The 13,113-nt window shown below is 65.9% G+C and carries 13 protein-coding genes; 2 read left to right on the plus strand and 11 right to left on the minus strand.

Going from position 1 to position 13,113, the window contains the following annotated elements; translation table 11 throughout:
* Positions 1–181: 181 nt before the first annotated feature.
* The 7 genes from FDK12_RS15090 to FDK12_RS12860 form a co-directional block, all read right to left on the minus strand.
* Positions 182–331, minus strand: a complete 150-nt coding sequence (locus FDK12_RS15090) for a hypothetical protein (protein WP_189636343.1) — start codon at positions 329–331, stop codon at positions 182–184.
* 65 nt (positions 332–396) lie between these two features.
* Positions 397–1,188, minus strand: a complete 792-nt coding sequence (locus tag FDK12_RS12835) for a GntR family transcriptional regulator (protein WP_137369927.1) — start codon at positions 1,186–1,188, stop codon at positions 397–399.
* Between the two features lie 137 nt (positions 1,189–1,325).
* On the minus strand, positions 1,326–1,727 hold the full coding sequence (locus FDK12_RS12840; RefSeq protein WP_104119207.1) for a cytochrome c oxidase subunit 4: 402 nt from the start codon (positions 1,725–1,727) through the stop codon (positions 1,326–1,328).
* Entirely contained in the window at positions 1,724–3,451 is a 1,728-nt protein-coding gene (gene ctaD, locus FDK12_RS12845; RefSeq protein WP_137369928.1) for a cytochrome c oxidase subunit I, read from the minus strand. The genes FDK12_RS12840 and ctaD overlap by 4 nt, the downstream gene beginning before the upstream one ends.
* On the minus strand, positions 3,451–4,323 hold the full coding sequence (coxB, locus tag FDK12_RS12850) for a cytochrome c oxidase subunit II (RefSeq protein WP_137369929.1): 873 nt from the start codon (positions 4,321–4,323) through the stop codon (positions 3,451–3,453). The genes ctaD and coxB overlap by 1 nt, the downstream gene beginning before the upstream one ends.
* A 170-nt stretch (positions 4,324–4,493) precedes the next feature.
* Positions 4,494–4,874 (minus strand): HesB/IscA family protein, encoded by a 381-nt coding sequence (locus tag FDK12_RS12855; RefSeq protein ID WP_104119058.1) that lies wholly within the window; start codon positions 4,872–4,874, stop codon positions 4,494–4,496.
* Positions 4,875–5,029: 155 nt separating this feature from the next.
* Entirely contained in the window at positions 5,030–6,454 is a 1,425-nt protein-coding gene (locus FDK12_RS12860; RefSeq protein ID WP_137369930.1) for a dipeptidase, read from the minus strand.
* 105 nt (positions 6,455–6,559) lie between these two features.
* Between FDK12_RS12860 and FDK12_RS12865 the strand changes: the two genes are divergently transcribed.
* Positions 6,560–7,150: a DUF3043 domain-containing protein gene (locus FDK12_RS12865; RefSeq protein ID WP_137369931.1), complete on the plus strand. Its 591-nt coding sequence runs from the start codon at positions 6,560–6,562 to the stop codon at positions 7,148–7,150.
* A gap of 167 nt (positions 7,151–7,317) precedes the next feature.
* Here FDK12_RS12865 and FDK12_RS12870 read toward each other — a convergent pair whose 3' ends face one another.
* The gene (locus FDK12_RS12870) at positions 7,318–8,409 is read right to left on the minus strand and encodes a quinone-dependent dihydroorotate dehydrogenase (RefSeq protein WP_137369932.1); all 1,092 of its coding nucleotides are present in this window, start codon (positions 8,407–8,409) and stop codon (positions 7,318–7,320) included.
* 107 nt (positions 8,410–8,516) lie between these two features.
* On the opposite strand from FDK12_RS12870, the gene FDK12_RS12875 reads away from it, so the two are divergent.
* Positions 8,517–9,566: an alpha/beta hydrolase gene (locus FDK12_RS12875; RefSeq protein ID WP_137369933.1), complete on the plus strand. Its 1,050-nt coding sequence runs from the start codon at positions 8,517–8,519 to the stop codon at positions 9,564–9,566.
* 46 nt (positions 9,567–9,612) lie between these two features.
* On the opposite strand, the gene FDK12_RS12880 is transcribed toward FDK12_RS12875, so the two are convergent.
* The 3 genes from FDK12_RS12880 to leuA form a co-directional block, all read right to left on the minus strand.
* Positions 9,613–10,416: an isoprenyl transferase gene (locus FDK12_RS12880; protein WP_137369934.1), complete on the minus strand. Its 804-nt coding sequence runs from the start codon at positions 10,414–10,416 to the stop codon at positions 9,613–9,615.
* Positions 10,413–11,159 carry a DNA repair protein RecO gene (gene recO / locus FDK12_RS12885; RefSeq protein WP_137369935.1) on the minus strand — a complete coding sequence of 249 codons (747 nt, stop codon included), beginning with the start codon at positions 11,157–11,159 and terminating at the stop codon, positions 10,413–10,415. The genes FDK12_RS12880 and recO overlap by 4 nt, the downstream gene beginning before the upstream one ends.
* Before the next feature lie 68 nt (positions 11,160–11,227).
* Positions 11,228–12,970 (minus strand): 2-isopropylmalate synthase, encoded by a 1,743-nt coding sequence (gene leuA, locus FDK12_RS12890; protein WP_137369936.1) that lies wholly within the window; start codon positions 12,968–12,970, stop codon positions 11,228–11,230.
* Positions 12,971–13,113: the final 143 nt, after the last annotated feature.

The following is a 13,113-nucleotide window of genomic DNA, read 5'->3' on the forward strand; positions in this document are numbered from 1 at the left end:
AGTACTCGCTCAAGGATCTGCGCGGTCCACACACCCCGAAGTAGCTGTGAAGGAAGCAGCCGGCGCCCATGGTGAGGAGCCCCCAACCCAGCCATCTGCGAGGTCGGGCTATCTGAACGCGTCAAGAGCAGGAACAGATCACAGGTTCGTACGTGGCCACCTGGCTCCCCTGGTCCACGCCTCAGAACCGGCGCCATGCGTAAGGGAACTGCCCGACGACGCAGATCAGCACCAGCAGCGAGCTGAGCGCCGTCGCACTGATGGTCGTTGCCGTCGCGGCTGGTCGCTTGCAGCAATGCTGGTCGTCGCTGCTGACATGAACGCGGAGCACAGCTACCGATCCTCGTCTTCGCCTCGCCCCTGAAGGCACCTGCTCGGCTGCGCGAGCAGCAGCGGTCATCCGAGACGCTTCGAGCTGTAGGCACGCGGTGTGCGGACCCCTGGCCGCTGCAGGGGAACCCACAGCTTGTAACGGTCGGCTCGGTAATAGGACACGGAGTAGTCGATCATCGCGCGGGCAACATAGGCGTGCCGCTGGATCTTCAGCAGAGGCGCGTTCATCTCGACGTTGAGCAGCCGCGCTATCGACGGCGAAGCAGCAGTCGCCTCGATCGTGTCCTCGCCCCACTCCATGACCAGTCCGTACTTCTCGCTGAGCACGTTGTACAGGGACGTCGGGGGCGGATCGTCGAGGATTCCCACGACTCGGTGGGCCGGGATGAAGTTCTCATCGACGCTCATCGGTTCGCCGTCTGCCAGGAGTTGGCGCCGGAAGCGAACAACCGGCTGCCCGATCTCGATCTGGAGCTCCCTCGCCACGAGGGGCGAGGCGCCTTGCTGCTCAAAGCTGAGCACGCGCGCGTCCGGCACCATCCCCCGCCGGATCATCTCCTCGGTATACGACGTCATCTTCATGTGCAGATCCAGCTTGCTGCGCGCAACGAACGTGCCGAGACCGACGACCCGGTCGAGTACTTCCTCCGCCACGAGTGCATCCACCGCGTGCCGCACGGTCATCCGCGCAACCCCGAAGTACTCGCTGAGCTGACGCTCGGACGGAATGGTGGCACCGGGCTCACCGTGTCGGTGCACGTAGCGCCGTAGGCTCTCGCGCAACTGGACATGCTTCGGTGTGACGGACGCGTGATCAAGAAGTTCAGCATCGAACGGCCTGGGCAACACCGTCATGGCCTACTCCACCTCCTCAATGCATGGCTCCGGCGGTCCGATGCACGCCGTGTCGATCGTTCTCCGGTCCCGACTGTACTTAAACGAGAAGGAGCCCGCATGTGTGCGGACTCCTTCCGAGGCATTTCGATCGAGAGCTAGTGGGCGTGGTCCCCACGGCTGTACTCGAAGACCCAGCCGACCAACGCGATGACGGCCATGCCGAGTCCTATGTACAGGATCCAGAACCCGATGGCGATCCCGAGGAAGCCGGTAGCGGCAGAAAGGCCGAGCACGAGCGGCCACCAGCTCCACGGGCTGAAGTGGCCCTGCTCGCCTGAACCCTCGTGGATCTCGGCGTCGAGGCGGTCCTCGGGACGTTCACCGACACGCTTGCCGGTGAAGGCGAGGTAGAAGCCGATCATTCCAGCGAGACCTCCGACCAGCAGGATTCCGAGGAACCCTACCCATTCCGAGAACTCGGTCAGGAACCCGTAGATCACGCCGATCACGACGAAGATCGGAAGACCGATCAGGAACAGATTCTTTTCGATCCTCATGACTTCGCGTCCTTCCGGTCGGCCGAGCCCATGAAGCTCGCGGCGCTGTCATCGGGCGTGTGGGTCTGCTGCAGCTCCGGGTGGTGCAGGTCGAGCGCGGGGCGCTCGGACCGGATGCGAGGCAGCGAGGTGAAGTTGTGGCGTGGCGGCGGGCACGACGTCGCCCACTCGAGCGAGGCTCCGAAGCCCCATGGATCGTCGACCTCGACCTTCTTGCCGGTACGCCAGGTGACGTAGACGTTCCAGAAGAACGGGATCAGCGAGGCGCCGAGGACGAAGGAACCGATGGTGGAGAACTGGTTCATCGCCGTGTAGCCGTCCTCGGGCAGGTAGTCCGCGTAGCGTCGCGGCATGCCCTCGACGCCGAGCCAGTGCTGGATCAGGAACGTGGCGTGGAAACCGAGGAACAGCATCCAGAAGTGGATCTTCCCGAGTCGCTCGTTGAGCATCTTCCCGGTGAACTTGGGCCACCAGAAGTAGAACCCGGCGAACATCGCGAACACCACGGTGCCGAACACCACGTAGTGGAAGTGGGCGACGACGAAGTAGGTGTCGGAGACGTGGAAGTCCAGCGGCGGCGAAGCCAGGATGATGCCGGTCAAACCACCGAACAGGAAGGTCACGAGGAAGCCGAGGCTCCAGAGCATCGGGGTCTCGAAGGTGAGGGACCCGCGCCACATGGTGCCGATCCAGTTGAAGAACTTCACACCCGTCGGCACGGCGATGAGCATCGTCATGAAGGCGAAGAACGGCAGCAGGACGGCCCCGGTGACGTACATGTGGTGCGCCCACACGGTCACGGACAGCGCCGCGATCGAGATAGTCGCGTACACCAGGCCCTTGTAGCCGAAGATCGGCTTGCGGCTGAAGACCGGGAAGATCTCGGAGACGATGCCGAAGAACGGCAGCGCGATGATGTAGACCTCGGGGTGCCCGAAGAACCAGAAGAGGTGCTGCCAGAGGATGGCGCCTCCCGCTTCCGGGTCGAAGATGTGCGCCCCGAACCGGCGGTCCGCGCCGAGGGCGAACAGGGCTGCTGCGAGCGGCGGGAAGGCCATCAGGACCAGGATCGAGGTGATCAGCGCGTTCCAGGTGAAGATGGGCATGCGCCACATGGTCATGCCGGGAGCGCGCAGGCAGATGATCGTGGTGATGAAGTTGACCGCGCCGAGGATGGTTCCGAACCCGGAGAGTGCGAGACCGAAGACCCACAGGTCCCCACCGACTCCAGGTGAGAACGTCGTGCTGGACAGCGGTGCGTACGCGAACCAGCCGAATGAGGCCGCGCCCTGGGGAGTGATGAAGCCGGAGACCGCAATGGTGCTGCCGAAGAGGAAGAACCAGAAAGCAAGGGCGTTCAAGCGGGGGAAGGCGACGTCGGGTGCGCCGATCTGCAGAGGCATGATGACGTTCGTGAAGCCGGCGAACAGTGGTGTCGCGAACATCAGGAGCATGATCGTGCCGTGCATCGTGAACAGCTGGTTGTACTGTTCCTTGGTCTGCAGGAGCTGCATTCCTGGCTCGAAGAGTTCCGCCCGGATCACGAGGGCCATGACGCCTGCAAGGCAGAAGAAGACGAACGACGCGATCAGGTACATGTACCCGATGGTCTTGTGGTCGGTGGACGTGATCCAGTTGACCACGATGCGTCCCTTGGACCGCGGAACCACACGCGGAGCGGCTACCGTGCCGGCTTCCTCAAGGGTGTATTCGAAAGTGGACATCAGCTGCTGCTCCTGGCTGGGTCGGTATCGGGATCATCCTCTGGGTAGGAGTCACGGTCGTACTCGTCGCCGAGCTGACCGTCTTCCAACTGCGCCATCTGCGCATCGAATTCCGCCTGCGAGACCACCTTGACGTTGAAGAGCATTTCCGAGTGGTATTCACCGCACAGCTCGGCGCACTTGCCCGCGAAGGTTCCCTCCTTGGTCGGAGTGAGGTTGATGTAGTTGGTGCGTCCGGGATAGAGATCGCGCTTCTGGAGGAACGCGGGGACGAAGAACGAGTGCTGCACGTCGCGTGCGTTCAGCTGCAACTCGACCGACCTGTTGACCGGCAGGTACAGCGTCGGCAGGTCCTCGATCTGGCCCTCTTCGCCCGTGAGGTGGGCCTGCACGCCGGTGGAGTACTTGTCCTCGGTCACGTAGTTGAAGTCCCACGACCACTGCTTGCCGCGCACGTCCACGATGACGTCGGGATCCTCCACGCGGGCATCGATCGTCGCGATGTCGCGCTCCGTGAAGTAGAAGAACACGAGCACCATGAACAGCGGGATCGTCAGGTAGAAGATCTCGAGCGGCAGGTTGTAGCTCATCTGCCGGGGGTAGCCCGTGTCGTTCTTGCGGCGGCGGTACGCCACCATGCACCAGATGATGAGTCCCCACGTGATGATGCCCACGACCAGGGCCGCTATCCACGAGTTGACCCAGAGATCGGTGATGATCCCGGTGTGGTTGGTATTGTCCCGGTCAGCCGGAAGCCAACCCTTTTGGGCTTCTGCCGAACAGCCGGTCAGTAGGAGGGCGCCGACCAGCGAGATGCTGGAGATCTTCGCGATCCTGGCGCGCTTGCTACCGGTTCGGTCCTGCGAACTCACAGACGGACCTTCCTTTTCTACGTGCGTTGCCACCCGCCGATCATGCCGCCCGGGGTGCACATCCAGTTTTACTACTCACTGTAGAGCTTACCCGGAGAAGCGGCGATCCGGTGACATGCAAAAGGCCCGAAACACACCTGTGAAGTGATGTTCCGGGCCCCTGCAGCGTGTTAGTGGAAGGAGTCTCCGCAGGCGCAGGATCCGCCCGCATTCGGGTTGTCGATGGTGAAACCCTGCTTCGAGATCGTGTCTTCGAAGTCGATGGATGCACCCGACAGGTAGGGCACGCTCATCTTGTCCACGATGACCTCGACGCCGTCGAAGTCGCGGACCGCGTCGCCGTCGAGAACGCGCTCGTCGAAGTACAGCTGGTAGATCAGGCCCGAGCAGCCGCCCGGCTGCACTGCCACGCGCAGGCGGAGGTCGGTACGGCCCTCCTGCTCCAGCAGGCTGCGCACCTTGCCGGCTGCTACGTCGGACAGGTTGACCTCGTGGACGGGAAGCTCCGTGGACTCCTGCAGGGACGCCGTCTCGGTGGTCGATGTGCTCATAGTGTTTCTCCTAGCTCGGACCCCGTGATGGTGTCCGCTCTCAGTGCCGTCCGCGGTATGACGCACACGGCTTTGTCCAATGGTACGCCGCGCCCGTAGGAGTCATAACGGGCGGGAGGGCCGAAACATTTCCGTCCACCCGTCGAACCCGTTCCTCAGGTATCGGCAAGGCCCTGGTCATCGAGCCGGGCGAGCAGGATGGCCTCCGCCAGGACTGCCTTCCTGAACTCGCCGAGGTGGAGCGACTCGTTCGCACTGTGTGCACGCGAATCGGGGTCTTCCACACCGGTGATGAGGATCTGGGCGGAGGGGAACAGTTCGGTGAGATCGGCGATGAAGGGGATCGAGCCCCCCATACCGGCCTCCACGGGCTGCACGCCCCACGCCTCCTCGAGTGCCTCCAGTGCCAGGCGCGACGCCGGCTCGCTCGTGTCGGTCTGGAACGGGCTGCCCGTCTCCCCCGGCGTGAAGGTGACCGTGGCGCCGAAGGGAGCATGGGACTCCACATGGCGACGCACCGCCTGCATCGCGCCCTGGGGATCCTCGCCCGGGGCGAGGCGCAGGCTGAACTTGGCCCGCGCGCGCGGGAGGAGCGTATTGGAGGACAGGGCGACGCTCGGGATGTCCATTCCGATGATGGACAGCGCGGGTTTGTGCCACAGCCGGGACGCGATCGACCCCGTTCCCGCGAGCTCGACGCCCTCGAGCACCGACGCGTCCGCTCGGTAATCACGCTCGTCATAGTCCACGGTCGCGTGGTCACCTCCCGCGAGTCCTTCGATCGCGACATCGCCGGCGTCGTCGTGCAGTGTCGCAATGAGGCGGGCGAGGAGTGTCGGTGCGTCGAGTACCGGGCCGCCGAACATCCCGGAGTGCACGGCGTGATCCAGCACCTGCACCTCGATCATCCCGTCGACGAGTCCTCGGAGGCTGGTCGTCAGCGCCGGCACGCCGACCTTCCAGTTGCTCGAGTCCGCCACGACGATCACGTCAGCCTCGAGATCCTCCCGGTAGGTCTCGAGGAATCGGCGGAACGTCGGCGAACCTGCTTCCTCCTCACCCTCGATGAACAGGGTCACGCCGACTCCGAAGGCGTCGCCGAGTACCTCCGTGAGGGCTCCGATGGCACCGATATGCGCCATGATGCCGGCCTTGTCGTCTGCCGCTCCGCGACCATAGAGCCTTCCGTTCCGCTCGGTGGCGACGAACGGCTCGGTGTCCCACAGCGCGGGATCGCCCGGTGGCTGGACATCATGGTGCGCATAGAGGAGCACGGTCGGCTTGCCGTCCGCCGCGCGGCGGCGGGCGACGACTGCGGGGCCGCCGGGAGTACCGTCGTTGTCGACGCGAAGGATCCGGACATCGTCGATTCCTACGCCGCGGACCAGTTCGGCGACGGCCTCGGCGCTCCGGTCCAGGTTGCGGGCATCGAATGCTTCCCAGGCGATTCCCTGGATCGCGACGAGATCGGACAGTTGCTCGACGATGCGCGGGAACGCCGCATCGATGCTCGTGCGCAACTGCTCGCTGACAGGGGACGGTTCGCGCGGATGCTCGGTGGAAGGTGTCGTGGAAGTCATGCCAGAACCCTACACACGCGGGTGCACGGAGCGCTGGGATCCCGGACACGGCGTGCACGGAAACCAGCGGAGCGTCCTGCTGCAGGGAGCCGGTATCCTGAGGGGGTGTTCGGACGAAATAAAGAAGCCCCCTCTGCCCAGGAAGTCGTTGATCGCGCTTCACGTACCCAGGAAGCGCAGCGCGCGCAGGGCAAGGGCGCCCCGACGCCCAAGCGCAGCGTGCAGGAGGCCGCACGCAAGCGTCCACTCGTTCCCAATGACCGGAAGGCCGCGCGCGAGCAGAGCCGCTCGAGCGTGCGTGACGAGCGTGCACGGACGCGCCTGGCGCTGGACACGGATGACGAGCGCTACCTGCCACTTCGTGACAAGGGACCGAACAGGCGCTACATCCGCCAGTTCGTCGATGCGAGGACCAACATCGGCGAATTCCTCATGATCGCCGCCCTGGTATTCGTGATCCTGAGTTTCTTCCAGTCCCTCGCCGTGCAGAGCGCCGTGCTGATGGCGTTCTGGGTCCTGATCGTCGCCGTCATCGTCGACTGCGTCCTGCTGCGACGGAAGCTGAAGAAGAAGCTCACCGAGAAGTTCGGCGGCCCGAATCAAGGCGATCTCTGGTACGGGATCACGCGTGCGCTGCAACTGCGGCGCCTCCGGCTGCCGAAGCCCCAGGTGCGCCGAGGGCAGTACCCCTCCTGAGCAGTACCCCTCCTGATCGGGGCCGACGCGGCTGACGACGGACGTAGGACTTCGCCGTGACAACGAGAAGCCGGGCCCACGGGCCCGGCTTCTCCTGTTACCGCCACCTCCCCTCAGTGCGCCGGCAGCGCCACCGCCTCAGTGCCTGGAAGCGTAGTCGCCCGACCTCAGGTGGCTGATCGGGCCGATGCATACCCGGCCCTGACCAGGCCGCGGTTGATGTGTTGAGCCCAGAACGGGCCTTCGTAGAGGAATCCCGTATAGCCCTGCACGAGGGTTGCTCCGGCCTCCAGGCGCTCGAGGACATCCTCCGGTGTCTCGATGCCACCCACCGAGACGATCGCCAGCCGGTCGCCGACCGCCGCACGCAGCCGCGTCAGGACTTCGAGGGAGCGTGCCTTCAACGGAGCTCCGCTCAGCCCTCCCACCCCCTTGGACATGACGGTGGCAGGATCGGTGACGAGGTCCTCCCGCGTGATGGTGGTGTTCGTCGCCACGATGCCGTCGAGCCCGAGGTCGACGGCCAGGGCGCCGACGTCGTCGATGTCCTGGTCCGTGAGGTCCGGCGCGATCTTCACCAGCAGGGGAACGTGCCGGCCGGCAGCGTCATCCGCTGTTCGGCGAACCGCCTCGAGGAGCGGGCGGAGTGACTCGACGCTCTGGAGCAGTCGGAGGCCCGGCGTGTTCGGCGAGGACACGTTGACCACCAGGTAGTCCGCTGCGGGGGCCAGCTGCTTCGCGCTGATCAGGTAGTCGGCGACGGCGTCCGAGAGGTCGACCTTCTTCGTCTTCCCGATGTTGACGCCGATCACAGGACGCGGACGCGCCGTGTACCGCCGCGCGAGCCGTCGCCGGGCTGAGGCGAGGCGGGGTGCGACCGCGGCGGCGCCGTCGTTGTTGAATCCCATCCGGTTGATGACCGCGCGATCCTCGATGAGCCGGAACAGGCGGGGCCTCGGGTTGCCGGGCTGGGCCTGGCCGGTGATGGTCCCGATCTCCACGTGCCCGAAGCCGAGGGCCGTCAGGGACAGTACGCCCTTGCCGCCCTTGTCGAACCCGGCGGCGAGGCCGAAGGGCGAGGGGAAGTCCATCCCGAAGGCGCGGGTGGCCAGGCGTGGATCCGGAACGCAGTAACGGCGGAGGCCCCACCCGACCGGAGTCGCGTCGACCGCCCGGATGAGGGCGAACCCGATCCTGTGGGCCTTCTCGGCGTCCATGCCGGAGAAGACGATGCGGAAGAAGGTCGGGTAGATGCGCATGCCATCAGAATTTCATGGGCGTGGGGCCGGAACCAACTCCGGTCCACGAGGGGCACGACCACGTGGGTTCCGGATTCCGGGGGCCCCTGTCGAGGTAGGGTCGGACCATGGAAGCGCCCTGGTCGGAGGACATCCTCGGTGGGTGCTTCCGAGCACTCACGCTGCCCCTCGAGCCCGACGACGAGGGACTGCGAGTAGCAACCCTCGTGGCCTACGAGCCCGACGACGGGCTCGGCAGCCCTGACGAGCCACAGCAGGATGCTCCTCAGCGGGCGGTGCTCTACGTCCACGGCTTCAGCGACTACTTCTTCCACCGCGAACTCGCGCGTGCAGTGCACGCGCGCGGCTGGGCGTTCTTCGCCCTCGACCTGCACAAGTACGGCAGGAGCCTGCTGCCGGGCCAGACCCCCGGTTTCGCCGCCTCGCTCGAGGAGTACGACGACGACCTGGAGGTGGCGATCGCGGCCCTGCGGGAACGCCTGGCGGCGCGGTCGGGAGCGCGCGCCGTCGACCTCGTGCTGATGGCACACTCGACCGGAGGACTCACCTGTGCATTGTGGGCGGCTCGTCATCCGGGCCGCGTCTCGGCCCTCGTCCTGAACAGCCCGTGGCTCGATACGCAGGGCAGTGCGCTGCTGCGGACCGCAGCGCAGGGCATCCTCGACACCGTATCGCGCCGCCGCCCGAAGACGAGGCTGAGGTTGCCGGAGCTTGGATTCTACTTCCGCAGCATCAGCGACACGCGTGACGGCGAATGGTCCATCGATCCGGCATGGCGGCCGGAAGCCGGCTTCCCCATCAGGGCTGGATGGCTGGCTGCGGTCCTGGCCGGCCATGCCGCCCTCGCACGGGGTGTGTCGATCGACGCTCCCGTTCTGGTCCTGTGCTCGGCGGCGTCGACGATCAGTGCCACCTGGAGCAGCAGGATGCTGGAGACCGACAGCGTCCTCGACGTCACACCCATGGTCCGCCGAGCGGCGGAGCTGGGGCCGCATGTCACCATCCGGCGATTCGAGGGCGCACTGCATGACGTCTTCCTGTCCCGACACGACGTACGGTACGAGGCCGTCGACGCCGTCACCCGCTGGCTGGAAGTCGTCGCGGATAGCTCCCCGTGTTCCGGCCGACGCGCTGGAGAAGGCTTGGCGCAAGCCTGACAGTTCGCTGCCGCCGGGCGACGCTGTGGCGACAACGCCGGTGGTGTCAGGCGGACGGTCGGGCGCCGGACTGGTCCACCGCTCCCCCGTACCTGCGATCGCGCGCGGCGTATTCCTCCACGGCCCGCCACAGCGTCCGTCGGTCGACGTCGGGCCACAGGGTGTTCATGAACACCATCTCGGCGTAGGCCGACTGCCACAGCATGAAGTTCGAGAGGCGCTGCTCACCCGAGGTGCGCAGGAAGAGGTCGACGTCGGGCAGGTCCGGCTCGTCGAGGTAGCGCTGCACCGTCTTCTCGGTGACGGACGACGCCTTCAGGGTCCCGGCCGCGACGTCCTCCGCGATCGCCCGCGCAGCATCGGCGATCTCTGCCCGCCCGCCATAGTTGACGCACATCGTCAGGGTGCAGGTCGTGTTGCGGACAGTGTGCTGCTCGGCGTCCTCCAGCTCGCGGATGACAGACTGCCAAAGCTTCGGCCGTCGTCCCGACCAGCGGATCCGGACGCCCCACTCGTTGAGCTGGTCCCGCTGCCGCCGCAGCACGTCCTTGTTGAATCCCATCAGGAACCGTACCTCCTCGGGGGATCGCTTCCAGTTCTCCGTGCTGAACGCGTACACCGAGACATGCTTGATCCCGATCTCGATCGCTCCGGCCATGACGTCGAGCAGCGCCGCTTCGCCGGCCTTGTGCCCCTCGGTGCGGGGAAGTCCGCGCTCGTTCGCCCAGCGCCCGTTGCCATCCATCACGATCGCCACATGCTCGGGGACGAACTGCCGCGGGATGGTCGGCGCCTGCTCACCGCTGGGGTGGGGCCAGGGGGCGACAGGACGGCGGACAGGATTCTTCATACACGCTCCACGTGCTTGAGGGAGGGGACGCCTCGTTCGAGATGCCACTGGAGGTAGGCCGCCACGAGTCCTGCGGCTTCGCGGCGCGCCCCGTTCCCGGACGCGTCCGCGATCGTCCAGTCACCGGTGAGCAGGGCTCCGAGCAGTTCCATGGTCGCGGGCGACGGCGATGCGGATCCCGGCGGCCTGCAGGAGGGGCACACGGCTCCACCGAGCGGGGCCGAGAATGCGGTGTGCGGCCCCGGGGACCCGCACCTGGCGCAGTCGGTGAAGCTGGGAGCCCACCCCGCCGTCGCCAGGGCGCGCAGCAGGTAGGAGTCGAGGATGAGCTCCGAGGGATGGAGATTGCGGCTGAGGGCGGAGAACGCGCCGGCGACGAGCGCGTACTGGGCTCCCCCGGCTTCACCGATGTCCGTCAGTCTCTCGGCGGTCTCGGCGATCGCGGTCGCTGCGGTGTAGCAGCCGTAGTCCGCGGCGATCCCGTGCCCATAGGCACCCTTGGTCTGTGCCTGCGTGACGACGTCGAGGTTGCGCCCGTGAGCAAGCAGGACATCCACTGACATGAACGGCTCCAGGCGCGAGCCGAACTTGCTGCTCGTCCTGCGCACGCCCTTCGCGACCGCTCGAACCTGCCCGTGGTCCCGCGTGAGGAGCACGATGATCCGGTCAGCTTCACCGAGCTTGTAGGTGCGCAGCACGACACCTTCGGTGCGATAGGTGCGGGATGCTGTCGAGGAGGGCACTGAACCATTCTCCCACCTGCCACCCCTGCCGGACTCGGCCGGCGGGGGTGGCAGGTGATCGAGTGCGATCAGGCGGCGTCGCGGATGGCGCGGTTGACCGCTGAGATGACGGCCTTCAATGCTGCCATGGTCGTGTTCGCATCGATGCCGACACCCCACAGCACCCGCTCCCCGACGGCGCACTCCACGTAGGCGGCGGCCCGGGCATTCCCGCCGGAGGACAGGGCGTGCTCCGTGTAGTCCAGCACCCGGACGTCAACGCCGTCCTCGCTGAGGACGGTGAGCAGCGCATCGATGGGGCCGTTGCCCTGCGCCGCCCTCCGCTGCTGCACACCGTCGACGAGGAGCGTCGCGACGAGCTTGAACGAACCGTCCTCACCGGTATCGGTGTTCACGGACGTCAGTTCGTAGTGACCCCATGCCTTCGAGTCGGCCTCCGAGCGGGTAGGCAGGTACTCGTCCTGGAAGACAGACCAGAGCTGCGCTCCGCTGACCTCGCCGCCCTGTGTCTCGGTCCGGCGCTGGATGACCCCGGAGAACTCGATCTGGGCGCGACGCGGCAGGTCCAGGCTGTGCTCGTTCTTGAGCAGGTAGGCAACGCCGCCCTTGCCGGACTGGGAATTGACCCTGATCACAGCCTCGTACGAACGGCCGATGTCCTTGGGGTCGATGGGCAGGTACGGCACCGCCCAGGGGAGATCGTCGACGCCGACGCCCGCTGCGGCGGCGTCGCGCTCCATGCTCTCGAAACCCTTCTTGATGGCGTCCTGATGGGACCCCGAGAATGCGGTGAAGACAAGGTCCCCGCCGTAGGGGGAGCGCTCGGGCACGCTGAGCTGGTTGCAGTACTCGGCCGTGCGGCGGATCGAATCCATGTCGGAGAAGTCGATCTCCGGGTCGATCCCCTGACTGAAGAGGTTCATCCCCAGCGTCACCAGGTCCACGTTCCCCGTGCGCTCGCCGTTGCCGAAGAGGCAACCCTCGATCCGGTCAGCACCTGCGAGGTACCCGAGTTCGGCGGCTGCGACGCCCGTGCCGCGGTCGTTGTGCGGGTGCAGGGACAGGATGATGCTGTCCCTGTCCGCCAGGTTCCGGCTCATCCATTCGATCGAGTCCGCGTAGACGTTCGGTGTCGCCATCTCCACGGTGGCCGGCAGGTTGAGGATCATCTGGTGGTCGGAGGACGCTTCGAAAACGGCGGAGACCTCGTTGCTGATGCGTGCAGCGAACTCGAGTTCCGTGCCGGTGAAGGACTCGGGCGAGTACTCGTAGGTGATCGCGGTGTCGCCCATGTTCTCCTCGAACTTGCGGCACAGACGAGCGCCCTGGAGGGCGATATCGATGATCCCGTCCTGATCCTGGTTGAACACGACACGCCGTTGCAGCACCGAGGTCGAGTTGTACAGGTGGACGATGGCCCGGTCCGCCCCCTCGAGCGAGGCGTAGGTGCGCTCGATCAGGTGCTCGCGGGACTGGGTCAGCACCTGGATGGTGACGTCGTCCGGAATGCGGTCGCCCTCGATGAGCTGGCGCACGAAGTCGAAGTCCGTCTGCGATGCGGAGGGGAAACCGACCTCGATCTCCTTGTAGCCCATCTGCACCAGCAGATCGAACATCTTGTGTTTGCGCTCGGGGTTCATCGGATCGATCAGTGCCTGGTTCCCGTCACGCAGGTCGACCGCGCACCAGCGGGGCGCCTTCGTGATCGTGCGGTCGGGCCAGGTACGGTCCGGGAGCTCCACGGTGATCTGATCCTGGAACGGCCGGTACTTGGAGAACGGCATACCGGAGGTCTTCTGTGCATTATGCATGGGGGCGGCCTTGTCTGTTCGGAGCTGAAGGTGCTGGCGGCCGGGCATCACAGACTCCGCGGCGAGGGGTGGCCAGTAGCTCTGTAGTCCTAGAGGGCCTCGCCGCGGCACCGAAGAAGAGTCAGCTGTGCGCGCACTTTGCC

Origin of the sequence: Arthrobacter sp. NamB2, assembly GCF_005281365.1 — a bacterium.
Lineage (GTDB): Bacteria > Actinomycetota > Actinomycetes > Actinomycetales > Micrococcaceae > Arthrobacter_D.

Excerpts from the sequence above, each read along its gene's own strand:
- leuA (WP_137369936.1), bottom strand. The coding sequence starts at position 12,970 with ATGCATAATGCACAGAAGACCTCCGGTATGCCGTTCTCCAAGTACCGG.
- FDK12_RS12855 (WP_104119058.1), bottom strand. The coding sequence starts at position 4,874 with ATGAGCACATCGACCACCGAGACGGCGTCCCTGCAGGAGTCCACGGAG.
- FDK12_RS12860 (WP_137369930.1), bottom strand. The coding sequence starts at position 6,454 with ATGACTTCCACGACACCTTCCACCGAGCATCCGCGCGAACCGTCCCCT.
- ctaD (WP_137369928.1), bottom strand. The coding sequence starts at position 3,451 with ATGTCCACTTTCGAATACACCCTTGAGGAAGCCGGCACGGTAGCCGCT.
- FDK12_RS12870 (WP_137369932.1), bottom strand. The coding sequence starts at position 8,409 with ATGCGCATCTACCCGACCTTCTTCCGCATCGTCTTCTCCGGCATGGAC.
- FDK12_RS12840 (WP_104119207.1), bottom strand. The coding sequence starts at position 1,727 with ATGAGGATCGAAAAGAATCTGTTCCTGATCGGTCTTCCGATCTTCGTC.
- FDK12_RS12880 (WP_137369934.1), bottom strand. The coding sequence starts at position 10,416 with ATGAAGAATCCTGTCCGCCGTCCTGTCGCCCCCTGGCCCCACCCCAGC.
- FDK12_RS12875 (WP_137369933.1), top strand. The coding sequence starts at position 8,517 with ATGGAAGCGCCCTGGTCGGAGGACATCCTCGGTGGGTGCTTCCGAGCA.
- FDK12_RS12835 (WP_137369927.1), bottom strand. The coding sequence starts at position 1,188 with ATGACGGTGTTGCCCAGGCCGTTCGATGCTGAACTTCTTGATCACGCG.